Source organism: Pelagibacterium lacus (assembly GCF_003345525.1).
Classification (GTDB): Bacteria; Pseudomonadota; Alphaproteobacteria; order Rhizobiales; family Devosiaceae; genus Pelagibacterium; species Pelagibacterium lacus.
Genome location: NZ_QQNH01000032.1, coordinates 1 through 23616, shown reverse-complemented (window position 1 = coordinate 23616; position 23616 = coordinate 1). Strand labels below are relative to the sequence as shown.

Genomic DNA, 23616 nt, shown 5'->3' with positions numbered 1-23616 from the left:
CGCGCGACCCACTTCCTAAGCTTCTTGCAACTCGCCGCAGCAATGCTGTGGATGCGATGAATGTCGATTCAGCCTAGAAGGGAGTTTTCTCATGACTATGCCCGTGCTGGTGCGGACATCCGCCGCGACCGCCGTCTTTCTCACCCTGTTCCTCGCGCCGGTCGTTGCGCAGGACCCCATCAGCGGCTCGACGCTGGATGGCGCCACCTTCCAATTGCCCTCGGTATGGGTGATCGGGGAACCGCTCGCCATCGCGGGCGAGAACTGGACCACCCATGCGGGCGACCGCGGCTCGGTGATCGGCGTCAAATATGATTTCGGCGAGGTGGTTCCCACCGATCCGCTCGATGAGATGGACGACATCTGGGCGCGCATCACCGCCGATGGGAGCGGCGCGTTCTCGGCCGAATTGCCCTATCCGGCCGATGCGGGCTGGAGCGTCGGCGAGGAACACACCATCCATCTTCTGACCGGCGCGATGGGCGACAACGACAAGGTGCGCAATCCCACCTTGCGGGTCACGCTGGTCGAGGCCGAATAGGCCTATTTCAGCGACGCCGGGTGCGGGTGAGCAACCAGATGAGATAGAGCCCGCCCACCAGCCCGGTCATGCGGCCGATCGGCAGCACCAGATTGAGCGGCGAGAGCTGCGCGGTGAGATCGGCAAGGACCAGCAACAGCGCCCCCATGGACGCCGCGCTGAGCACAGGCACCGATTTCGCCCCGGTCAGCCGCAGCACCAGTTGCGGCGCGGCGAGCGCGACAAAGGCGATGGGACCGGCGGCTCCCGTCGCAAGCCCGGCCAGCGCCACGGCGCAGAACATCATCCAGATACGCGTCCGTTCGACCCCGATGCCCAATTGCCGCGCGATGTCGTCGCCCATCTCGATCATCGAGAGGCTGCGCGCCGAAAGGCAGACCAGCGGCACGATAACGATTGTGCCGACCATCACCGGCACCACATGCGACCAGGTCCGCGCGTTGAGCGAACCGGCCAGCCAGAGATTGGCCACGATGGCGCTGTCGAGGTCGCCGCGCACCAGCATCAGATTGTTGAGCGCCAGCAGCACCGCCCCGACCCCGATGCCGACCAGAATGAGCCGATAGCCGCCGGTGGCCCCGTTCCTGACCGAGAGGAGATAGACCGCCCCGGCGGTCAGCAGCCCTCCGCACACGGCTGACGCCGCAACCGCAAAGCCATCGCCGCCCAGAACGATGATCTGGAACAGCGCTCCCGTCGCCGCGCCGGTGGTGAAGCCGATGACATCGGGCGAGCCCAGCGCATTGCGCGACACCGACTGGAAGACGGCGCCCGACACCCCCAGCGCCGCGCCCACGAAAATCGCGGTCAGGACGCGCGGCAGGCGCACGTTGAAAATGATCTGGCTGTTGACCCCGCCTTCGCCGCTCCCCAGCAGTGTCGCAAAAACCTCGCCCAGGGGGATGGAGACCCGCCCGACGGTGATGGCATAGGCCGCACAGAACAGGGCCAGTGCGCAGATGACCAGCGTCACGACGATGACGCGTGGCCTCACCACCATCGACATGGCGGCATTGCGCACCACAACGCCCGTCGCGAAGGGCGAAGTCATAGCTGGCTGATCCGGCGCTGGCGTACCAAAGCAATGAAGAACGGCCCGCCGATCAGCGCCGCCATGATGCCCACCCCGACCTCGCCCGGCGGTGCGACGACCCGCCCTAGCGTATCGGCCGCGACCAGCAGGATCGCCGAAAGGAGCATGGAATAGGGCAGCACCCAGCGATGCCCAGGGCCGGTGATGAGCCGCGCCACATGCGGTGCGGTGAGCCCGACAAAAGCGATTGGCCCCGCCGCGGCGGTTGCTCCGCCCGCCAATATGACCACGACGATGGCCGAGAAGCCCCAGATCAGCACCGGATTGCCGCCCAGCGCGCGCGCCAGATCGTTGCCGAGCGCGGCCGTATCGAGGGCGCGGGTGAGAAACAGCGCGCCAACCAGTCCCGCCGATACCAGAACGAAGACCGGCCCCAGCACCCCATAGCCTCTGCCCTGCAGCGAGCCGACCGTCCAGTGGCGGAACTGGTCGAAAACCTGTTCCTCGCTGTTGATCAGGATGATCTGCGTCAGCGACAGCAGCACGATGCTGAGCGCCGCCCCGGCAAGGACCACGCGGACGTGATTGGCCGCCCGGCTGAGATTGCCCAGCGCATAGACGGCGGCCCCGGCCAGCGCCGCCCCCACGAGACCGAAGGCCATATAGGCCGTGACATCGGCGATCCCCAGAAAGGCGATGGCCGCGGCAATCGCCGCCGAAGCGCCGGCATTGACGCCCAGAATGCCCGGATCGGCCAGCGGATTGCGGGTCAGGGCCTGCATGATGGCCCCCGCCACGCCCAGCGCGCTCCCAACGATGGCGGCGAGGAGCGTGCGCGGCAACCGCAGATGATGCACCAGAAGATGGTCGGAATTGGCGGGATCGAAGGCAAAAAGCGCATCCCATGTCACCCGGGGCGGGATGGGCCGCGTGCCGACCCCGACGCTCAGCAGCATGAGCACGAGGAGAATCGAGGGCAGTATGAACAGGCCCGCGACGCGCAGCCGGTGGGCCGAAAGGCGGGAACGTGCGGGTGAGGATGCCGTCATCGGTGGACCGGGATTGGGGAGGACCGCGCGAAATACGCCTCTTCGCGCGGCCCGCCGGATATCAATGGCCGAATTCTTCGACGATGCCGTCGACGATTTCGCGCCCGCTGAAATAATCGATGCGGAACGAATTGACACCGAGCCCGTAAACCTGCCCCGCCTGGACCGAGGGCAGGTTGGCAAGGGTCGGCTCGTTGACGAAGGGCGCGACGCCGCTGTCGTCAACGCGCAGCAGGAATGTGGTCTCCGCCGTCAAGGCGACGAGATTTTCATAGGGCGCCCAGACGAAATCCTCGCGCAGATTGGGCTGGGCGTGCCATTCGGGATTGGGGTCTTCGAGGGTGAAGCCAAGGGCTGCGAGAAGCTGGCCATGCACGCTGCCGGCGCGGGCGATGGGATTGTCCTGCCCCGGCCCGTTGAAGGAGATGATATTGGCCGTGCCCTCAGGAATGGTGATCGCCTCACGGGCCGCGTCGACATAGGCGTCGAATGCGTCGATCGCTACCTCGACCTGGCCCTCGATCCCCGCCGCCTCGCCGATCTCGACCGCGAGATCCTGCCAGGTTTGCCCGCCGTAATCGACGACGATGGTCGGCGCCACGGCGCGGAAGGCCTCGATCTGGTCGAGAGCGGAATCCATGCCCGAGGTCGAGACGATGATGAGATCGGGCTCGACGGCATAGACCGCCTCGATATCCACCCCGCCGGCCGGCCAGACGTTTTCGACCCTGCGCTCATCGGCCAGCGCGGCCCATTGGGCAAAGAAGGTGCCATTCCCGGCCGACCCGCTCGCCACCACCGGCGCATCGACCGCCAGCAGCGTCCCGGTGATGGTCACCGCGGTGGAGAGTATCCGCTGCGGCTGAACCGGGATTTCGGTGACCGAACCATCGGCATTCTCGAAGGCCCGGGGCCAGCCCTCGCCATCCTGCGCCAGCGCCGCGCCGGCGGATAGAAGAATGGCGGCCGCGCTGAGGCCGGCCAGAACGGTGTCCCTGAAACGGGTATGAAGGGCAGACATGGTATCTCTCCCGGTTTGCGTTTGCTCGCCGCCGAGCAGCAATAACATGATAACACTTGTCAAGTTAAATGCGGTCCCGACACCATGCGCAGGGCGCGGTTGATGGCGACGCCGAACACCGAGGCGTGGTCCTGGTCGGGGAACATTTCAAAACGCACGCGCCCGGCCCCGATATGGTCGCCCAGCCTTGCCGCGAAGGTCCGGGCATTGCTCACCATCCTGCGTTCGGCCCGGCGCCGGGCGATGTCGGCGCTGTTGGCATGTTCCGCCTGCCACGGCGCCAGCGCTTCTTCCCACTCCCCCGCCGCGATGAAGACGCTGGAAATGTCCCCCCGGATAGCGGGAATATCGGCCATCAGGCCTTCGTCGCGCCATAGCGAGGGGCTGATGGCGGCATAGCTCTGGAACGCCCCGGGGTGCCGGACCAGGGTCCACAGCGTAAAATATCCCGATAGCGAATGGCCGATCAGCGCCTGCCTCCGCGGATCGACGGCAAGCGTCGCGCCGATATCGGGCTTGAGGCGGGTTTCGATGAAGTTGAGAAAGGCTTCCGCCCCATCCGTATGGGACGATTGCAAAGCCCTGGGCACATAGTCCCGCTCCCGGCGCCCCGGATCATAGAGGCCGCCGCCGCCATGGCCGATCCCGACGATCACCGCCGGCGCCACGCCGGTGGCATCGGGCCGCCGGCTCAGCCGCCGATGGGTCTCGACCACTGTCGCGAATCCGGCATCGGCATCGAGCAGATAAAGCACCGGGAACCCGCCCGCAGGCGTCGGGCCGCCGGGCAGTGCGATGCTGATGCGATAGGTCGTGCCGTCCACCGAGAGCGGCCGCACCTGCGTATCGGGAATGCTGGCCAGCGGCCAATCCGAACCGATGGAATGAGGGGACTCTGTCACGCTTGCGCCTGTTTTCCAGTGGCCGGCCATGCCTAGAGCATAATCATGACTTTTTCAATCAAGTTCCAGCTTGAAAAACATGAGCATAAGAGTCATGTTGCGCCGCCGCGTGGTTCGCCGCGAAGCGCTTCCGGCTGCGTCCACCCGATGTTTCGGGCGGATCGGCCCTTTTGCAATCATTCAGGCGCACATGACGGCGCAGGCCAGACGGGGACGTATGACTATCAACAGCGTGCCAAATCGAACCCAGCAGATGCCCGATCCAGCGCCCCATGCCCTGTTCCGCTCGGCCAATAGCCAGTTTTCGACGCAAGGGGTGGGCGCCGCTCTGCCCGCCGGGCCACTCGATACGCTGGGCGCGCGGGTAAGGGATTTCTTCCGCACGGCGGACGGGCCGCAGGTCTTGCTCGGCACCCTGCCCTTCGACCGCGCGCAGCCCGACTGCCTCTTCCAGCCGCAGGCCATCGCCGACATCGTGCCGCAACCGCCCCTCGCGGCCGTTGCGCAGCACGGGCGCTGGCGGGTGACCGCACATCCGAGCCAGGCCGAGTATGGCGCCATGGTGGATCGGGCGCTGGAGCGGATCGCAAGCGATGCCGGACTGAACAAGGTGGTGCTCGCCCGGACACTGGTCGTCGAAACCGATGCCGCGCTCGATCCCCGGTCGGTGGCGATGCGGCTTGGCCGCGACCCCAGCATCACGACCTTCGTCATGCCCGTTTCCCTCGACGGCCCGGCGCGGACACTGGTTGGCGCCACCCCCGAGCTGCTGCTCCAAAAAAAGGGCCGCGCCATCCGTTCCAGTCCGCTGGCCGGCTCCGCCAAGCGAGAGGCGGATCGGTCCGTCGACCGGGAGGCTGCGGAAGCTCTTGCGGCATCGGACAAGAATCGCCGCGAGCATGCCGTGGTCGTCGAGGCGATCATGGACGCGCTGGCGCCCTGTTGTGCGCAATTGACGGCACCTGACGGCCCGGCGCTGCACGCGACGGCCTCCATGTGGCATCTGGGCACGCCCATCGAGGGCCGGCTGCGCGACGACGACATTTCCTGCGCCGACCTCCTGGCGCGACTCCACCCGACCCCGGCCATATGCGGCGTCCCGCGCGAGCGGGCACAGGCACTGATCCGCGAGCTCGAACCCTTTGACCGGGGCTTTTATGCAGGCGCCGTCGGCTGGACCGACGCCAGCGGCGATGGCGAATGGCATATCGCACTGCGATGCGGGGAAATCGCCGATCGCCGCATCACGCTCTTTGCGGGCGCGGGGATCGTCGCCGGCTCTGATCCCGCCGCCGAGATCGCGGAAACCTCGGCCAAATTCCTCGCCCTGCTCCATGCCCTGGGGATCGATGAGCATGGCCGCCCGCTCGATGGTGTGGACTCGTGAAGCCGCTCGAGCAGATCTGGCCCGACAATCTGGCCGCACGTTACCGCACCGCCGGATACTGGACCGGGGAGACCTTCTCGCACATGCTGCGCGAGCGCGCGGCGCGGTGGCCCGACCGCGTGGCAGTGGTCGGCGGCGAGGAGCGCTGGACCTATGGCGATCTTCTCGCGCGCGCCGAACGAATCGCGGCCGGCTTGCTCGCCCTGGGCTTGCGTCCCGGCGACCGGGTCGTCGTGCAACTGCCCAACATACCGGAATTTTTCGCCGTCATCTTCGGCCTGTTCCGGGCCCGGCTCATCCCCGTCTATGCCCTTCCGGCGCACCGGCTTACGGAAATCACCCATTTCGCCCGCAAGGCGGAGGCCGCCGCCTATGTCTGCGCCGAGAGTTTCGGCGGCTTCGACTATCGCGGCCTGGCCCGCGAGCTTTGCGCCGCCCTGCCCGCCATAAGGCACGTGGTGGTGGTCGGCGACGCCGCCGAATTCACGCCCCTCGCGGGGTTGCCCGCCGATGCCGGGCGCCTTCCGCCCGATGCCGCGCCGTCCGATGTGGCGTTCCTCCAGATTTCCGGGGGCAGCACCGGCCTCTCCAAGCTCATTCCGCGGACCCATGACGACTATCTCTACAGCGTCCGCGAAAGCGCCCGCATCTGTCGTCTCGATGAGAACAGCGTCTATCTCGCCGCCCTGCCCGTCGCGCATAATTTCCCCATGAGCTCGCCCGGCGTGCTCGGGGCGCTCTGGGCCGGCAGCCGCATCGTGCTGGCGCCCGCCCCCGGCCCCGAAGTGGCGTTTCCGCTCATCGCGCGCGAGAAAGTGACCATAACCGGCCTCGTGCCGCCACTGGCATTGTTGTGGATGCAGGCGGCGAAATCGCGCCCGGAGGACATTTCCAGCCTCGAAATCCTGCAGGTCGGCGGCGCCAAGTTCATGCCCGAAGCGGCTCGGCGCGTGCGCGCCGAACTGGGATGCCAGTTGCAGCAGGTGTTCGGCATGGCCGAGGGATTGGTCAATTACACGCGGCTCGATGATCCCGATTCTCTTGTCGTCGAGACCCAGGGAAGGCCCATCAGCCCCGATGACGAGATCAGGATCGTCGACGAGGCCGACAATCCGGTTCCCGAAGGCGAGCCCGGCCATCTGCTGACCCGCGGCCCCTACACGATCCGCGCCTATCACAATGACGACCAGGCCAATCTGCGTGCCTTCACCACCGATGGTTTTTACCGCACCGGCGATGTGGTGAAGCGCACGCCCGAGGGCTACCTCGTGGTGCAGGGCCGCGCCACCGATCACATCAACCGGGCCGGGGAGAAGATTTCGGCCGAGGAGATCGAGGACCACCTGCTCGCCCATCCCGACGTGTTCGACGCAGTCGTCGTCTCGATCCCCGATCCGGCGCTGGGCGAGCGCAGCTGCGCCTTCGTCATAGCCCATGCCGGGGCCGAGCCGAGGCCCGCCACGCTCAAGGGCTGGATGCGCCAGCGCGATGTGGCCGCCTTCAAGGTGCCCGACCAGATCGTGCTCGTGCCGGGCTTCGAGACAACGGCGGTCGGCAAGATCAGCCGCAAGCAGCTGCGCGCCCGCCTGCGCGAAACTTTCCTTGCCGAGCAGGAGACCGCGTGATGGGACTGCCGCAGATCGCCCCCTATCCGCTGCCCAGCGAAACCGAACTTCCCAAGGCGCGGGGCCCGTGGATCGTGGCGCGCGATCGGGCCGCCCTGCTGATCCACGACATGCAGAACTATTTCCTGCGCGTCTACGCCCCCGATGCCTCGCCCATCGCGCCGGTCATCGCCAATATCGCGAGCCTCGCCGCTGCCTGCCGTCTGGCAGGCATCCCGGTGTTCTACACCGCCCAGAACGGCGATCAGGACCGCCGCGACCGGGGGTTGCAGGCCGATATCTGGGGGCCGGGCATGACCAGCGCGCCCGAGCACCAGGCAATTGTCGCCGCGCTCGCGCCGCAGCCGGAGGATTTCGTCCTCGTCAAGCACCGCTACAGCGCCTTCCAGCGGTCCAACCTCGAAACGCTGATGCGGGCCCGCGGGCGCGACCAGATCGTCATCTGCGGCGTCTATGGCCATATCGGCTGCATGCTGACCGCCGCCGAAGCCTTCCAGCGCGACATCGAGACCTTCTTCATCGCCGACGCCATCGCCGATTTCTCGCGCGAACGGCACGACATGGCCGTCGACTATGTGGCGGAGCGGTGCGGCGTCCCCATGAGTACACGACAACTGATCGCGACCCTCGACCCATGACCCTGACCCTTGAGACGATGCGCGCCGACATCGCCCGCATGCTCCATGACGACCCTCGCAATATCGGGCTCGACGACAACCTCATGGATCTCGGCCTCGATTCCATGCGCGCCATGAACCTCGTGCTCGCCTGGAGCGAGGCCGGCGTGGACCTCGACTTTTCCGCGCTGGCCGAAAAGCCCACGCTTGCCGGATGGTGGGCACTGGCTCAGGCCCGTCAGGACGCAAAGTGAAGGCCGCGCTGCGCCAGCCCGGCCTTTCGGGCGCCCCCTCCCTCTCCGACCGGCACAAGCTGACCGAGGCGCAGGAGGGGCTGTGGTACGCTCAGCGGCTCGACCCGGCCAATCCGCTGTTCAATACCGGACATTATGCCGAGCTCCGGGGTCCCCTCGACCGCGACGCCTTCCGCGCTGCCGCCGATCAGATGCTGTCGGAGGCCGAGGCCCTGCACCTCAAGATGGGCCAGGGATCGGACGGGCCCTATCAGATGCTCGACCCGGCTAGGCGGCCGCGCCTGGAGGTTGTCGACTTTTCGGACCAGGACGACCCGCGCGCCGCCGCTCTGGCGTCGATCAAGGCCGATATCGGCACGGCAGCCGATCCGGCGTCCGGCCCGCTTGCCAGCGAAAAGCTGTTCGTCTTGGCTACTGGCCATCATCTCTGGTATCGCCGCGTCCATCACCTCGCCATCGACGGCTATGGCATGGCGCTGCTCAACGCCCGGGTCGCCGAGCTTTACAACGCCCGCAGGACCGGGCGCGCGGCTGGCCCCGCATTCCCTTCGCTCGCGGCAGTTCTTGCCGAGGATGCGGCCTATCGGGCCAGCGACCAGCGCCGCTCCGACGCAGCCTATTGGCACGCCGCGCTGGCCGATCTGCCCGAGGTGACCGGATTGGCGCCGGGCCGCGCACTGAGCGCGCATGGCTTCGATCGCGCCGTCATGGGCCTTGACGCCCCAGTGCTGGAAAATCTCCAGGCCCGGGCGAGAGCATGGAACCTTCCCTGGCCGGACCTGCTGACCGCGCTCACCGCCGCCTATTGCCGCCGCTTTGCCGGAGGTCCCGAGATCGTGGTCGGCGTTCCGCATATGGGCCGCCTCGGCAGCGCCTCCGCCCGCGTCCCGGCCATGGTGATGAACGTGCTTCCCCTGCGCCTCGCCGCGAGCGAGACCCTGCCGCTGGCAGATTTCGTCACCGCCGTGGCCAAAACCCTCGTCGCCTCCCGCCGCCATGGGCGCTATCGCAGCGAGCAGATGCGCCGGGACCTCGGCCTGCTGGGCGGGTATCGCCGCCTCTACGGGCCGCTGATCAACGTCCTGCCCTTCGACGTGCCGCCACTGCTGGACGGCATCGCCGTGACCATGGAAACCCTGAGCACCGGACCGGTGGACGACATCACCATCACCTTTCGCGGCGATGGCCGGACCGCGCTGGCCCTGGAGCTCGACACCAATCCCGGCCTCTACGCCCCCCGGGAGGGCGTGGCCCAGGCCGCAAGGCTGGCCGAATTCATCTCGCGCGCCCTCACCGCGTCGACGCTCGAGGACGTGCCCATGGCAACGGCCGAGGAGGCCCGCCGCTATACCGAAACCGTGAACAGCACGGTCCATCCGGTGCCGGACACGACGCTTGCCGCCCTGCTCGATGCGGGCCTCCGGCGCACACCGCACGCCCCGGCCCTGATCTTTGGCGGCCGAACCTGGACCTATGCCGACCTCGAACGCCGCACGCGGGCCCTCGCCCTGCAAATCCAGGCGCAGGGCATCGGCCCCGACGCTATCGTCGCCATCGCCCTGCCCCGCTCGCCCGAACTGGTCATAGCCCTTCTGGCGGTGATCCGGGCCGGCGCCGCATACCTGCCGCTGGACCTCGACCATCCCCCCGAACGGATCGCGCGCATCCTTGCCTCGGCCCAGCCGCGGTTGATCCTCGCCGCCTCGGAAGACGCTCTTCCCGGCTCGCTGCCGGTCCTCGCCCCCGGGGCGTGGCACGATGAGCCCATGGCATCGGAGCTCCCCAGCCCGGCCGCTCCCGGCGACCTCACCTATGTGATCTACACCTCCGGTTCGACGGGCGAACCCAAGGGGGTGATGATCGAGCACCGGGCCATCGTCAACCGGCTCGAATGGATGCGGCAGCATTACGGGTTTTCGGCCGAGGATCGCATCCTGCAAAAGACCCCGGCCACGTTCGACGTCTCGGTCTGGGAGTTCTTCCTGCCCTTCATCAGCGGTGGCGCGCTGGTCGTTGCCCCGCCCGGCGCCCATCGCGACCCAAAGGCCATCGCCGCGCTGGTGCGCGACAACGGCGTCACCACCATACACTTCGTCCCCTCCATGCTGTCCGTCTTTCTCGACGCGCCGGACGCCCATGGCCTGCGGCTGCGCCGGGTGTTCTGCAGCGGGGAAGAACTGCCCGCCGATCTCGGCGCCCGGTTCCACGCCCATGTCGAGGCCGAACTGCACAATCTCTATGGTCCCACCGAAGCCGCCGTCGACATCAGCTATTGGCCGGTCCGGGCCGAAGCCGGCGACCGGCCAATTCCCATCGGCTTTCCGGTGTGGAATTCGCGGCTCTACGTTCTCGATGACCATGACCGCCCCGTGCCGCCGGGCATGGTTGGCCATCTCCATCTGGCCGGCGTGCAATTGGCGCGCGGCTATCTGGGCCGGCCCGACCTCACCGCCGAACGCTTCGTGCCCGACCCCTTCAGGCCCGGCGAACGGATGTACCGCACCGGCGACCTGGCCCGCTGGCGCGAGGATGGCGCCGTCGTCTTTCTCGGGCGCTCGGACAACCAGGTCAAGATTCGCGGCCTGCGCATCGAACTCGGCGAGATCGAAGCGGCGGCGATGGCGTCCGGCCTTGTCGGCGCCGCAGCCATCGTCATGCGTGAGGACCGCGCCGGCCAGAAGCGACTGATCGCCTATGTCGTGCCGGGGCCGCATTACGTGGAGGACGGTTTGAGGGCCTATATGCAGGGGGTGCTGCCCGACTACATGCTCCCCGCCGCGCTGGTGACCCTCGATGCGCTGCCCGTCAGCGCCAATGGCAAGCTGGACCGGTCGGCCCTGCCCTTGCCCCGCTTCGCCGAAACGGCCGGCCGGCCACCCGCCACCCCCACCGAGCGGGCACTGGCCACGCTTTACGCCGAACTGCTCGGCCTGCCCGAGCCACCCTCGGCAGAGGGCGACTTCTTCAATCTCGGCGGCGATTCGTTGCTGGCGGTCACGCTCATGCTGCGCATCGAGGAGATGTGGGGCGCCGATCCGGGATTGGGCGCGCTGTTCGAGCGGCCCGACATCGCCGGCCTCGCACAGCGGATCGATGCCAACGCACCCGTTTCCGACAACGGCCTCCAACCCCTGCTGCGACTGGGATCGGGCCGCGACACGCTGGCGCCGCTCTTCGTCGTCCACCCGGTGGGCGGCATCGCCTGGTGCTATCGCCATCTGGCGGGAATGCTGTCGCCGCGCCGCGCCGTTTATGGCCTGCAGGCCCCGGCGCTCACGCCGGGCACCGCCCTTCCCGACAGTCTCGAGGCGCTGGCCGCCGGCTATGTCGACCGCCTCCTCTCGGTCTCTCCCCGCGGCCCCCACCACATCGCCGGCTGGTCGGTGGGCGGCATCATCGCCCAGGCCATGGCCGTGCGCCTGCGGGAGCTGGGCGAGGAGGTCGGCGTGGTGGCCCTCCTTGATTCCTACCCCTCCGATTGCTGGCGCGTCGAAGCGGAGCCCACCCCCACCGAAGCCTTGCGGGCGCTGCTGGCGGTGGCCGGGCATGTGCCCGAGGAGCACCCCGATCTCGTGACCCGCGAGCAGATCGTTTCCTTCCTCAAGGCCGGCAACAGTCCCTTGGGCGCCCTGCCCGGCGATGCCCTCGACGGGGTGATCCGCGTCGTCCTCGACGTCAACCGTCTGGTGCGCGGACACTATCACCGCCGCTATGACGGCCCGCTGACCCATTTCCGCGCCGCGCTGGATCATCGGGAAAGCGGCCTGCTGCCCACGCTGTGGCGGCCCTATGCCCGCTCGATCGACACTGTCGATCTGCCCTTCCTCCATCCTCAAATGGTCGTCCCGGCGGCGTCCGCGATGATCGCGCGGGAACTTGATGCCCGCATGGCGACCGGGAGTTTCCTTGCATGAATACCGCCCCCAATAGCCTCCGCCCGAGCGGGATCGCCGGCAAGATCGCCTTTGTCACCGGCGCTGGCAGCGGCATCGGCGCGGCTGTCGCCCGGGGTCTCCATGCGGAAGGCGCCCGGGTCGTCGCCACCGATATCGCCCCCGGGGGCATCGAAAGGCTCGCATCGGAATTGGGCCCCGCGCTGCGCTGCCTCACGCTCGATATCAGCGACAGCGCAGCCGTCGACGCCGCCATAGCCGAAATCGAGCAGAGCTGGGGACCGATCGATCTCGGCGTGAGCGTGGCCGGCATCCTGGCCACCGACCTCGTCACCGAGACCAGCGACGAGACGTGGAAGCGGGTCTTCGACGTCAACACCCACGGGGTCTTCCACGTGGCGCGCGCCCTGGCCGGCAGGATGCAGGCCCGCCGGCGCGGCGCCCTTGTCACCGTCAGCTCCAACGCCGCCAGCGTACCCCGCCATGGCATGGCCGCCTATGCCGCCTCGAAAGCCGCGACGTCGATGTTCATGCGCTGCCTGGGGCTCGAACTGGCGCCCTTCGGCATCCGCTGCAACACGGTCGCCCCCGGCTCGACACTGACCCCGATGCAAACCGGCATGTGGGCGGACGAATCCGGCAGCCAGAAGGTCATCGCTGGTTCGCTGGAAACCTATAAGAACGGCATACCGCTGGGAAAGCTCGCCACCCCCGAGGAGGTCGCCGATGCGGTCCTGTTCCTGCTCTCGGACCGCGCCTCCCACATCACCATGGCCAATCTGATGATCGACGGCGGCGCCACGCTCAGCGCGTGAGGCAAACCCGTCACCGGGCCCTACTGGCCATCCAGATCGTGTGCCGCGCGCCGCGGCCGCCCGTCCGGGCCCGGACCCGCTTTTCTTCCACGGAGAACCCGGCGCGGCCGAGACGGCGGGTGAAGTCGGGGTTGGGGCCAGAGGACCACACCGCGAGCACCCCTCCGGGCCGCAAGGCCGACCAGGCTGCCTTAAGCCCGGATGGGGCGTAGAGGCTGTCGTTCTGCTCCCGGCTGAGCCCGTCCGGTCCATTGTCCACATCCAGGAGGATCGCGTCATAGCCGAGCCTGCCGCCTGCGATGAGGCGCGCCACATCGGTGGTGACGATCTCGACCCTCGGGTCCGCGAGGCAGGTCCCGAACACCGGGGCGAGCGGCCCATGCGCCCAGGCGACGACCTCGGGAACGATCTCCGCGACCACGATCTCCGTATCCGGCCCGAAGCAGTTCAGCGCCGCGCGCAGGGTAAAGCCCATCCCCAGCCCGCTGATCAGCACGCGTGGCTTGGCTTTGGCGGCAATGCGCTCGGCGGCGAGTTCGGCAAGCGCCTGTTCCGAACCGCTGAGGCGGCTGTTCATGAGCTCGTTGGTGCCCAGCATGATCGAGAACTCGTCGCCCCGCCGCATGAGGCGCAACTGGGTCGTTCCGCCCGGAACATTGGCGGTGTCGAGGTGAATCCAGGGCTGCATCAGAACCTCGGCGGGAAAAATCGGAAGCGGCCTTATAGCAGGCCCTTGCCCGCCTGCGCGAGGGATAGATCCGGTGAGGCCGAAGCCCCACCGGGCCCGATGGCGATTACTCGCTGACCGGGAGCACCGCGCCCTGATACTTGTCGAGGATGAACTGCTGGATGGCCTCGGAATGAAGCACTTCCACCAGCTTGACGATTTCCGGGCGGGTTTCGTCGCCGGCCCGCACGGTGATGATGTTGACATAGGGATTGTTCTCGCCGCTCTCGACGATGATCGGGTCATTGACCGGATCGAGGCCCGCATCGAGCGCGTAGTTGGCGTTGATCACCACCGCGTCGGCGTCATCATTGAGATAGACCTGTGGCAGCAACGCTGCCTCGACATCGGGGCGGAAGGTGAGGTTCTTTGGATTTTCGGCAATGTCGCTGACGCGGGCCGAATAGGGATCGACGCCTTCGGGGAGGGCGATCACGCCTTCATTGGCCAGAATGGCGAGGATTCGGCCCTCATCGGCCACGGAGTCGCGCATGATGACCTCGCCGCCTTCCGGCAGGTCGGCAAGGCCTTCCCAACGCTGCGAATAGATGCCGATCGGCTCGATATGGATGGCGCCGGCATTGACGAAATCATAGTCGGGATTGTTGGCCAGCACTTCCTCGAGATAAGGCAGGTGCTGGAAGTAGTTGGCATCGATTTCGCCCAGGGCCAGTGCCGTATTGGGCAGGATGTAATCCTGGAACGGCACGATTTCGAGCTCGATGCCTTCCGCCGCGAGGATCGGGGCGGCCTCTTCGAGGATTTCGGCGTGCGGCACATAGGACGCGCCGATCACCAGCTGCGTCTGCGCGAGAGCCGGCGCGGTGAGGGCAGTAGCGGCGACAAGGCCGGCGGCGAGAGTAGTCAACAGTTTGATTTTCATGATCAACTCCTTGGATCAATTAACGTTTGTCGAGAATTCGGGTTACGAGGTCGCCGGCGAACTGGATGGCGAACACGATGACCAGAACCATGCCCGTGGCGGCCAGCGTCACATCGCCATTGTTGCGCTGGAAGCCTTCGAGATAGGCAAGATGCCCAAGCCCGCCAGCCCCGATCACCCCGGCCATGGCCGTATAGCCAACCAGCGAGATGAGCGTGACGGTGAGCCCGGAGGCCAGAGCAGGCCCCGCTTCAGGGATGAGCACCTTGAAGATGATGGTTCCGATCCCCCCGCCCATGGCGCGCGTGGCTTCGATCACCCCCTTGGCAACCTCGCGGAAGCCGATCTCGACCAGCCGGGCATAAAAGGGCGCGGCGCCGATGATCAGCGCCGGCAGCGCGGCATTGACCCCCAGCATGCGGCCCACCACGAACCGCGTGAAGGGGATCAGCAGCACGATCAGGATGATGAACGGGATGGACCTGAAAATATTGGTGAGCAGCGACAGCGCGCCATAGACCGGCCGGTTGGCCAGCAACTGGCCGGGCGAGGTCAGAAACAGCGCCGTGCCGAGCACCAGCCCCAGGACGAAGGTCGCCGCCCCGGACACGGCGGTCATGTAGAGCGTGTCGAGCGTCGCGGTCCAGAATTGCGCCAGCCGCAGATTGGGGAAAAGCCACTCGATCATGCGCGTTTCTCCCGCCCGATGATATCGGAGGCGATGTCGCGCTCGCGCAGGAAGGCCAGCACCTCTTCGAGCTTTTCGTCCGAGGCGGGAATCTGCACATAGAGGTCGCCGACCGAGGCCTCCCGCGTGCGGCTTACCCTTCCGTGCAGGATGTTGATGGGCAGGTCGAAGTGGCGGATGGCATCGGCCAGCGCAGCCTGTCGCGCCTGCGGCCCCATATAGGTGAGCTTGACTAAGGCGCCCTGCCCCGGATCGACCGCATTGAGATCGAGGCTCTCGCCGACCCCTTCGCCAGCCAGGAGCTGCCGCAGAAAGCGCTGCGTCACCTCCGATTGCGGCCGGGCGAACACTTCGGACACCGCCCCGGCCTCGACGATCCGGCCAGCATCCATCACCGCCACCTGGTCGCAGATGCGCCGCACCACGTGCATTTCATGGGTGATCAGCACGATGGTCAGCCCGAATTGCCGGTTGATCCCCGACAGGAGGTCCAGAATGGCGTCGGTGGTTTCCGGGTCGAGCGCCGAGGTCGCCTCGTCGCACAACAGCACATCGGGCCGGTTGGCAAGCGCCCGCGCAATCCCCACGCGCTGCTTCTGCCCGCCGCTCAGCTGCGAGGGATAGGCATGCTCGCGCCCTTCAAGGCCCACCAGCTTGATCAGCTCGGCCACCCGCCCCGGAATATCGGCCTTGCGCGCCCCCGCGATTTCCAGCGCAAAGGCGATATTGGCGGCAACCGTGCGCGACCACAGCAAGTTGAAGTGCTGGAAGATCATGCCGATCTTGGGCCGCGCCCGGCGCAGTTCGGCCTCGCCGGCCCGCGAGACGTCGAGCTCGCCAACAGTGATCGTCCCGCTGTCGAGGTGCTCGAGCCCGTTGATGAGGCGGATCAGCGTGCTCTTGCCCGCGCCGCTATAGCCGATCACGCCAAAGATCTGCCCCCTGGCGATGGAAAGGGAAACGCCGTCCACGGCGGGAACGGACACCCGTCCCTGCTGGAAAGATTTCCGGACATTGTGCAATTCGATCAAGGGAAGACCCCGAATTCCTTGTGATACGCACGCAATGTGCGATTTTCACATGTTTTAACCGCATCATCAGACGACCGAACGGGCGCATATGGCCGCATGTTCGCAATGTTCGCCCGAGCCTGGAATAGCATTCCCCAAGCCTGCGATCCGAAAGAGTTCTTGAAAAACCCCGGTCAGGCGCCAAGCGCCATATCCGACACGGGCAGTGGCGGCAACAGGTCAGGCGCCCCCGGCCAAGCGCCGAATCCGCTTTCGACGTTGACATGGCCGGCATAGCCCAGGTCGATCAGCCGCGCGCCCCAGGCAACCGCGAACGATGCCGCCCTTTCGAAGGCGACATAAATATCGTTGCGGCTGGCCGCCACTGTCACCGGGAATGACAGGCGATTGAGCGGCATGGGAACGAAGGACCGGAAGCATTCATGCACGTCGACGCGCAGATCCACATCGGCCGGCGCCACGAACAGGGCGCGCGCGATATCGAGATCGGGATGGCGTCGGGCCAGATGCGCGACCAGCGGCACGCCGAGCGAATGGGCAACCAGCGTGCTGCCCGGAAACCGCGCGACATAATCGCCGAGCCGCGCGAGCCAGCGATCGAGATCGGGTGCTTCCCAATTGTCCTGCTCCACCAGAACGGCGCGAGGATCGCGGGCCAGCCAGTGGCGTTGCCAATGGCCCTCGCCCGACCCCAGATAGCCCGGAACGATCAGCGTAGGGGTCATGGGAGCTCCGCTCAGTAATTCGGCCAGCCATAGCTGAGCATGGCGGCCGCCCCGCCTTCCTCGTCTTCACCCTCGGAAGCCTCGGCCCTGGGCCGGCTGGCAAACCATCCGAGCGGGTCGAGAATGGCCCCGGACCACGATGCCGAAACCTCCACCGCGCATCTGGCGTCGGGATATTCGTATCCGATGAGATGACGGCGGGCGATTTGGACGGTTTCGAACATGATCAACTCCTTGGCCGGGCTGGCGCGGAGTTTTGATGCCCCGTGCCGGCCGCGCACCAATAGTCCATCTGATAACTATACATTACAAGCCGCCGCCATTCTGGATTTCCGCCGCGAAGGAAAACACGTGTGCCCCCCACGCACAAACCACGCAATTTTCTGCCCGCAATATGCAGATGGGCCCACAGCCAGCGCTCGCCAGATACGGCAGCCCTGAAACCGGACCTTCTCCAGCTTTCAAATATGTTTTGCAGCGGTAGCTTGCGGGGCGGTGGCTTGCGGGGCATTCTATTGTGCTGACGCTAGCCTGAGAGGATGGCAGAGGCGATGCAGGACACCGTACTATGGCAAAGACTTGAGGGCGCGGTCGTCTTCGTTGTGGGAATCTGGCTGTACCTGCTCGGTGACGGCGGCCTTACGTGGTGGCTGGCCATCCTCGTCTTCTTCGTCCCTGACCTCAGCTTTTCGGGTTACTTATTAGGGCCAAAGGTTGGTGCCTTCACGTACAACCTCGTCCATGTCTATGCGTTTGGCGCAGCGTTTCTGGTTGCTGGTACGGCGTTGTCGTTGCCCATGCTGAGCGCCCTTGGAGCTCTGTGGATCGCCCACTCCGGGTTTGACCGGATGCTCGGTTACGGACTTAAATCCACAGAGGGCTTCCATTTCACTCACCTTGGAAGGATCGGCAAACAATCCCACGAGTGACTTGCGTCGCTCTGAATGGACCGCTGCCGCTTGGCAGCTAGAACCATCTGTGATTTCCTGCCCCAAGTTCTTGCTGGAGATCATGAATGTACACTCACATCCTCGTCCCCACGGATGGCTCCGAACTGGCACAGTACGGCGTCAGCCATGCCCTGTCTCTCGCGAAAGCGCTCGGCAGCAAGGTCACAATCATCACGGCAACCGAGCCCTTTCCGATCATCTACGGCAGATACTGGCAACCTGGCCTCCAGGAGGCGCAGCAGTTTGAAGAGATCAACAGCAAGGCTGCGGCCGAGCTGCTGGCGTCCACAAAAGCGGAAGCTGAAAAGATGGGCATCGTCGCCGAGACCGTTCACGTTCCCAACCAGACGGCAGCAACTGCAATCGTAGAGGCAGCCGCGTCCTTGGGCTGCAACCTTATTGTCATGTCGTCTCATGGCCGGCGCGGAATCGCCCGGGCGCTATTGGGCAGCCAAACTACGGAGGTTCTCACGCAAAGTACGGTCCCCGTTCTGGTTGTCCGATAGACGCTCCAGATTTAAGTAAAGGCGCACGCAGGAACCGGAACATTCATGGCCGAAATTCTCATACCGTTATTGCTCGGCTTCCTTGTGGCCGTCTCAGTCGCGTTGCTGATCAGGACGCTGCGTCGCCGCGCTGCCGCCCAACGTCCACCAACTCCAGAAATACCCGTTTCCCGACAGCATCGACGGGCGATCGAACGGCGCCAGAACAAGGGACGCTGAAGGCAGGCTTAGCGGACAGGATTTGAGAGCGGCGGGGAGTTCGTACCTTGCGGATTACCGCCTTCGAAATCGCCCCAAGGTCTTCCCGCGTCCGGCCGTCCTACCTTTGCATGGGGAACACCGGGAGGGAAATCGGCGAGAATCGGCGTTCTCGATTTTATACCGAAGTGGCGGAGAGTCAGGGAGACTCTTCGAACCTAGAACTAACTGATTTTGATGAGTTTTTCCAAACCCTTTCTGATTGGGAACACCAGCTAAAGCACGCTGACGTGGTTTTCGAGGAGGTGCAGCCATGAGCACCTTCCACCGCAGACCCTACGGCAAACGCCCCGCACCGCTGTCTATCCGCCTGACACCGGAGGAACGCCAGCATCTTGAGCAACTGGCAGGCTCAATGTCGCTGGCAGGATTTATCAAGATTGCTGCATTGCAGGGCTATCGGCCAAGCCGGACGCCGACCCGTACCCGCCATGACCAGAAGGCATTGGCGAAGGTGCTGGCGGCGCTGGGCGCAAGCCAACTCGCCGCCTCCCTCGAACGGCTGTCCTACGCCGCCGCCAATGGCAGTCTCTATGTGGATGACAGGCTAGCGGCGAAGTTCGCCGCAGCGTGCGACGATATTAGCGCAATGCACCTGCATCTGCTCGAAGCCCTGGGCAAGAAGCCTCCCAAAACGCCGGTGCCGGGCCAGCGGCTCGGCATCCGCTTTGCCCCAGCCTCCGGCATGGGAGGGCTGCGCCCATGATACTGGTTGGCTCCCAACGGGGCGGTGCGGGCAACCTTGCCTGCCACCTGCTCAATGACAAAGATAATGACCATGTGACCGTGCAGGAACTGCGCGGCTTTGCCGCGCGTGACCTGCACGGGGCGTTCGAGGAAGCCCATGCAGCTTGCCGCTCGTATCGGACAGATGCTCCGCATCAGCCGACAAACGGAACGGCAACGCGCCCGTCAGCATGAAAACACGCCGCAGCGCGGCGTTGATTTCGGCCTTTGAGTTCGGAAAGGCGACATAACCATGAGCCTTCCAGTTCCTTCCGGTAATATTGGGCAGGGCAAGGGCGTAACACGCCTAGGCACCGCCGAATGGTATAGCTTCCCCGAAGGCCAGAAACCCTCCTTCAAAAGCGGCGATCTATGGCTGTCACGGATGCATACGGGCGAGTCTGTCGGCTATGCCGACGACCGCCATGCGCTCGTGGTCAGCGGCACTCGCTCGGGCAAAGGCACATCCATCATCGTGCCCAACCTGATCCTTTGGCCGGGTTCAGCGGTGGTTATCGACCCCAAGGGCGAGAACGCCACCGTTACCGCCAGACGGCGGGGTAAAGGCTCCACGGTTATGGCGTCCAGCACCTGCAAGCGGTCAAGCAGCAGTGAGAAATTGCGATCGAGTTCGGCGTCGAACAAATCCTCGCCTGAGAGCATTGCACGGCTCTGTACGACCCTGTCGCGCACGAGCAAATAGACTGATGGCATTGGTCCTTCCACCTCCTGTAAGAACAATTCCAAGAGGGCTGATCTGCTCCCAGAACCAAAGCCGAAACAGCCGGTCAGCATTGCCAAAGGCATAACAAAACTGCTGCAATTCTAAGAGAATTGTTTCATTATCATTTGCCGACCTCGCAAGGAGGCCGGGAGGCTACGCATTTTCTTTTCAGACGACTACCTGTCTGAAGGCATTGTGATGTAAGCTCAACGGCCGCGCGCAGCGCGTGTTTCGATAGACCGGATCGACCACATGGCTCTTTTGCTGACATTGCAATTCATCGCGCTTTCGCTGTTTCCGCTATATTTTACCACGCTACCCGCGCCAATGCGGCGGGTTCATTTCTATGTCTATATAGCGCTCGTCCTGCTCATCGGCGGCTTTATGGGGAACGTCTATTCGGTGCCGATAGCCGATGGTGCCGTAATCTCGGGCGGCAACCTCTGCTACGGCGCCTTCATGATGGCGTCTGTGATGTTTGTCTGGGTCGAGCGAGACACGTTCATCTTGCGACATCTCGTCCGGCTTGTGATTTTCGTCAATATTTTCAAGATCGTTTTTGCCTTTCTCACTCAAGCCCTTTTGAGGGCGGACGGCGTTATCAATACCCACAATGTTCCGCCGGACATGTTTGAGGCGTCCACCTACCTGATTGTTGTAGGCGGCGTTCTCATTATCGCTGAATTGCTGATCCTTCTGTTCATTTTCGAGGCGGCCAAAAAGAGGATAAGCTCGCCGCTCGCCAATGGCGCGATCTACATCCTCGCGTTCATTCTTGTCCTCGTGTTGGATGGCTTTGCCTTTTTCTTCATTGCCTTCGGCGTCGGTTCGGAAATCGTGGCCATTGTTTTCGGAGGCATTCCCGGCAAGGTGTTGATGGCGACGGCCTTCAGCATACCGCTCGGTCTGTTCATGTTCTGGCAGCGAGAGGCATTCGTCGATTATCTTGAGAGCGACGTAGTCCGCTGGCGTCTTCTGACTTCCAGTAGCGCCGCCCTCATCAGGGAGATGGCCAGAAAAGATGAGGAGGTCCAGCGCGGAGCTGCTATATTCAGGAACTCGTCCGAAGGTCTTGCGATTGTTGATGGGTCAGGTGCGCTGCTCAAGGCAAATTTGGCATTCCAGAAGATGCTCGGGATCGACCCTGAGGCTAAGGACCTGAGCAATGCGTTCTGGTATGCGAATAAACCCCTCAACCTGTCGAAAACGCTTGGGGCGCGGTGGCGCAATGAGGTCACGTTTGGGCGGGATCAGCAGAGTGTGGGCATTCTTTCCATTGCACCCGTTGAAGGGGAAAGCGACCCCCGCGACACCCACGTCTGTTCCCTGGTTGACATTAGCAAGCAAAAACGCACGCAGGAAAGACTGGAACATCTCGTACTACACGACCAACTAACGGGACTTCCAAACCGGCGTTTTCTGGATCGACTTCTGAGCGGTCTTCAAGGTGAGCCTCACGCGCTCGTTGCGGTCGATCTTGATCGCTTCAGGGATATCAACGACAGCTATGGCCACGGCGCGGGAGATCGCGTCCTTCAAATCATAGGCGAGCGCCTTGACGCGCTCCGAAGGGCCCATCTGGGAGAAGGCGATGTGCTCTGCAACGTCAGTGCCGATGCTTTTGTCTTCGTCATCCAATCCCAGGGTCGCAGCTTTGTTGAGCGCGTCTCGGAGGAGGTTCAACATGTCGTTGAACAGACTATCAGCATTGATGACAGCCTGGCGGTATTCACCACCGCAACGATCGGCGTGAGCTACCAGGACATCGAGCAGAATGGTGACGTCCTTCTTGAGGCGAACACCGCCCTCTATGCAGCAAAGCGCAAACGGCGCGGTTCTATCGGGGTCTATCATCACGGCTTGAGTGGCGAGACCCAGAAGAAAATGGAACTAAGCCTCAAGCTGAAAAATGCGTTGGCAGGTAATTTGTTGGACGTTCACTATCAGCCACAATTCGATGCTGTCAGCCGCAAATTGCGCGGCGTGGAAGCGCTTGCCCGGTGGACTGATCCGGAACTTGGCGTCATCTCGCCGGGCGATTTCATACCCGTGGCGGAGGCGACCGGCCTTATTGAAGTCCTTGGCGAATATGTTCTTGAACGCGCTTGTCAGGATGGGCAGCGATGGCTGCAAGACGGGCATCCACCCATCACCGTGTCAGTCAACGTTTCGGCAAGCCAGCTCAGATTCGGGCGCTTTGCATCCGTCTTGCCCAGAACACTGGAAAGAACGGGCTTCCCCGCCCGGCAACTTGAAATCGAGATAACCGAAACCTCCTACATTGAGCGTGAGGAAGAAGTGACGCCCTTGCTCCACAAATTGAGGGAAATGGGTGTCAGCATCGCCATCGACGATTTCGGTACGGGATACTCATCTCTTGCCTACCTGCGCGACATGCCGTGCGACTATATCAAGATCGACCGGAGTTTCATTACCGACATCCCCCACGATGCCAAACAATGCAAACTGACCTCCGCCATAATCGGACTGGCCAAGAGCATGTTGTTCAAAGTGGTGGCGGAAGGGGTGGAAACCAAGGAGCAACTTGATTTCCTGGCGGCTCAGGGCTGTGACCTTGTCCAAGGATACTATTTCGCACCCGCTCTGCCGAAAAACGAACTGGAAGCGCTGTTGGAGCGGGCGGAAAAGGGGGCCGGTTAATGTGCTCGACATGACTATCGTCGAACGACCCCAGGCCGAGAAGCCTAGCATATCGGGCAGCTCGGAACGCTCCCATGATTGCCGGTCAAGCGGGCAGTTCGCTTGTGCATGGTGCGGTGCAGGTGGAGAGGGCATATCTCCAGGCCCTGCGAGTGGGTTCAGGGCGGCGCGATAGCCCCCTGATCGGGTTCAGCGCCGATACGCTGGCGGCATCCAATCGGCGCACGGTTGGTCAGGTGTCCAGAGGGCTGGAACGCTCTTTGGCCGCCTCCATGCGCGAGAGCATGTGACGTTGCCCCCAACTTTTATCCAGCGTGACGTAGACTCCTGGAGTTGTTTTGGCCCTGCTGAGCCTGGTGGAAGACGGGGGCTGGCGAGGAGCTGACCATTGAGCGCAGCGCCAGGTCCCGTCGTGGGGTGAAGGTGGTGGCGTATTCGGTTGGGGTGAGCCAGCCCAGCCGCGAGTGTGGGCGATTTCCATTGTAGTCAGCCCGCCATTCTCTCAGGGCGATACGGGCATAGGTGTCAACGGCGGGGTAAAAGTCGGCCATTGGGCGGCGCAAAACCAGGCCACTTGATGTTGGGGGTATCGAGCGCCGG

General features: G+C 64.5%; 23 protein-coding genes and 1 pseudogene. 13 read left to right on the top strand and 11 right to left on the bottom strand.

The window, feature by feature from the left end; translation table 11 throughout:
* Positions 1-91 precede the first annotated feature (91 nt).
* Positions 92-541, top strand: a complete 450-nt coding sequence (locus tag DVH29_RS14675; protein WP_147276119.1) for a hypothetical protein — start codon at positions 92-94, stop codon at positions 539-541.
* 7 nt (positions 542-548) lie between these two features.
* Here the strand turns inward: DVH29_RS14675 and DVH29_RS14670 are convergent, their stop codons facing one another.
* The 4 genes from DVH29_RS14670 to DVH29_RS14655 all read right to left on the bottom strand — a co-directional run bounded on the left by DVH29_RS14670 (position 549) and on the right by DVH29_RS14655 (position 4546).
* Complete coding sequence (locus DVH29_RS14670) at positions 549-1592, bottom strand: FecCD family ABC transporter permease (protein ID WP_114646939.1); 1044 nt, start codon at positions 1590-1592, stop codon at positions 549-551.
* The gene (locus tag DVH29_RS14665; RefSeq protein ID WP_114646938.1) at positions 1589-2623 is read right to left on the bottom strand and encodes a FecCD family ABC transporter permease; all 1035 of its coding nucleotides are present in this window, start codon (positions 2621-2623) and stop codon (positions 1589-1591) included. Before DVH29_RS14665 ends, DVH29_RS14670 begins: the two co-directional genes overlap by 4 nt.
* Before the next feature lie 61 nt (positions 2624-2684).
* Complete coding sequence (gene fepB / locus DVH29_RS14660) at positions 2685-3644, bottom strand: Fe2+-enterobactin ABC transporter substrate-binding protein (RefSeq protein WP_114646943.1); 960 nt, start codon at positions 3642-3644, stop codon at positions 2685-2687.
* A 59-nt stretch (positions 3645-3703) separates the two neighbouring features.
* A complete protein-coding gene (locus DVH29_RS14655; RefSeq protein WP_158541691.1) occupies positions 3704-4546 on the bottom strand; it encodes an alpha/beta hydrolase in 843 nt (280 codons plus the stop codon).
* 253 nt (positions 4547-4799) lie between these two features.
* Here DVH29_RS14655 and DVH29_RS14650 point away from each other — a divergent pair, with 253 nt between their 5' ends.
* Genes DVH29_RS14650 through DVH29_RS14625 form a run of 6 tightly spaced genes read left to right on the top strand, consistent with a single transcriptional unit; the run spans position 4800 to position 13137 of the window.
* Positions 4800-5933: an isochorismate synthase gene (locus DVH29_RS14650; RefSeq protein ID WP_158541690.1), complete on the top strand. Its 1134-nt coding sequence runs from the start codon at positions 4800-4802 to the stop codon at positions 5931-5933.
* A complete protein-coding gene (locus DVH29_RS14645) occupies positions 5930-7558 on the top strand; it encodes a (2,3-dihydroxybenzoyl)adenylate synthase (protein WP_114646935.1) in 1629 nt (542 codons plus the stop codon). The genes DVH29_RS14650 and DVH29_RS14645 overlap by 4 nt, the downstream gene beginning before the upstream one ends.
* Positions 7558-8196, top strand: coding sequence for an isochorismatase family protein (locus DVH29_RS14640; RefSeq protein ID WP_114646934.1), 639 nt, complete (start codon positions 7558-7560; stop codon positions 8194-8196). The genes DVH29_RS14645 and DVH29_RS14640 overlap by 1 nt, the downstream gene beginning before the upstream one ends.
* Positions 8193-8429 (top strand): phosphopantetheine-binding protein, encoded by a 237-nt coding sequence (locus tag DVH29_RS14635; RefSeq protein WP_114646933.1) that lies wholly within the window; start codon positions 8193-8195, stop codon positions 8427-8429. Before DVH29_RS14640 ends, DVH29_RS14635 begins: the two co-directional genes overlap by 4 nt.
* Positions 8426-12343 (top strand): non-ribosomal peptide synthetase, encoded by a 3918-nt coding sequence (locus DVH29_RS14630; RefSeq protein ID WP_245945001.1) that lies wholly within the window; start codon positions 8426-8428, stop codon positions 12341-12343. The genes DVH29_RS14635 and DVH29_RS14630 overlap by 4 nt, the downstream gene beginning before the upstream one ends.
* Complete coding sequence (locus DVH29_RS14625; protein WP_114646931.1) at positions 12340-13137, top strand: 2,3-dihydro-2,3-dihydroxybenzoate dehydrogenase; 798 nt, start codon at positions 12340-12342, stop codon at positions 13135-13137. The genes DVH29_RS14630 and DVH29_RS14625 overlap by 4 nt, the downstream gene beginning before the upstream one ends.
* Positions 13138-13147: 10 nt before the next feature.
* On the opposite strand, the gene DVH29_RS14620 is transcribed toward DVH29_RS14625, so the two are convergent.
* The 6 genes from DVH29_RS14620 to DVH29_RS14595 form a co-directional block, all read right to left on the bottom strand.
* Complete coding sequence (locus DVH29_RS14620) at positions 13148-13825, bottom strand: spermidine synthase (RefSeq protein ID WP_114646930.1); 678 nt, start codon at positions 13823-13825, stop codon at positions 13148-13150.
* A gap of 106 nt (positions 13826-13931) precedes the next feature.
* Entirely contained in the window at positions 13932-14747 is an 816-nt protein-coding gene (locus DVH29_RS14615; protein ID WP_114646942.1) for a MetQ/NlpA family ABC transporter substrate-binding protein, read from the bottom strand.
* Between the two features lie 19 nt (positions 14748-14766).
* Positions 14767-15435, bottom strand: coding sequence for a methionine ABC transporter permease (locus DVH29_RS14610; protein ID WP_114646929.1), 669 nt, complete (start codon positions 15433-15435; stop codon positions 14767-14769).
* The gene (locus DVH29_RS14605) at positions 15432-16466 is read right to left on the bottom strand and encodes a methionine ABC transporter ATP-binding protein (protein ID WP_114646928.1); all 1035 of its coding nucleotides are present in this window, start codon (positions 16464-16466) and stop codon (positions 15432-15434) included. The genes DVH29_RS14610 and DVH29_RS14605 overlap by 4 nt, the downstream gene beginning before the upstream one ends.
* A gap of 173 nt (positions 16467-16639) precedes the next feature.
* Positions 16640-17191 carry an RBBP9/YdeN family alpha/beta hydrolase gene (locus tag DVH29_RS14600; RefSeq protein WP_114646927.1) on the bottom strand — a complete coding sequence of 184 codons (552 nt, stop codon included), beginning with the start codon at positions 17189-17191 and terminating at the stop codon, positions 16640-16642.
* An 11-nt stretch (positions 17192-17202) separates the two neighbouring features.
* Positions 17203-17415 (bottom strand): hypothetical protein, encoded by a 213-nt coding sequence (locus tag DVH29_RS14595; RefSeq protein ID WP_147276118.1) that lies wholly within the window; start codon positions 17413-17415, stop codon positions 17203-17205.
* Between the two features lie 327 nt (positions 17416-17742).
* Between DVH29_RS14595 and DVH29_RS14590 the strand changes: the two genes are divergently transcribed.
* From DVH29_RS14590 to DVH29_RS14560, 6 genes are all read left to right on the top strand, one after another.
* Positions 17743-18120, top strand: coding sequence for a DUF4260 domain-containing protein (locus DVH29_RS14590; RefSeq protein ID WP_114646941.1), 378 nt, complete (start codon positions 17743-17745; stop codon positions 18118-18120).
* A gap of 86 nt (positions 18121-18206) precedes the next feature.
* Positions 18207-18647, top strand: coding sequence for a universal stress protein (locus DVH29_RS14585; protein ID WP_114646925.1), 441 nt, complete (start codon positions 18207-18209; stop codon positions 18645-18647).
* A 45-nt stretch (positions 18648-18692) separates the two neighbouring features.
* Entirely contained in the window at positions 18693-18866 is a 174-nt protein-coding gene (locus DVH29_RS16445; RefSeq protein WP_158541689.1) for a hypothetical protein, read from the top strand.
* 292 nt (positions 18867-19158) lie between these two features.
* On the top strand, positions 19159-19611 hold the full coding sequence (locus DVH29_RS14575) for a ribbon-helix-helix domain-containing protein (protein WP_114646923.1): 453 nt from the start codon (positions 19159-19161) through the stop codon (positions 19609-19611).
* Positions 19612-19884: 273 nt separating this feature from the next.
* The gene (locus DVH29_RS14565; RefSeq protein ID WP_114646922.1) at positions 19885-20334 is read left to right on the top strand and encodes a type IV secretory system conjugative DNA transfer family protein; all 450 of its coding nucleotides are present in this window, start codon (positions 19885-19887) and stop codon (positions 20332-20334) included.
* Positions 20335-20607: 273 nt separating this feature from the next.
* A complete protein-coding gene (locus tag DVH29_RS14560) occupies positions 20608-23016 on the top strand; it encodes a putative bifunctional diguanylate cyclase/phosphodiesterase (protein ID WP_114646921.1) in 2409 nt (802 codons plus the stop codon).
* A gap of 305 nt (positions 23017-23321) precedes the next feature.
* On the opposite strand, the pseudogene DVH29_RS14555 reads toward DVH29_RS14560, so the two are convergent.
* Positions 23322-23534: pseudogene (locus DVH29_RS14555) on the bottom strand (integrase core domain-containing protein); the annotation flags it as partial.
* Positions 23535-23616: the final 82 nt, after the last annotated feature.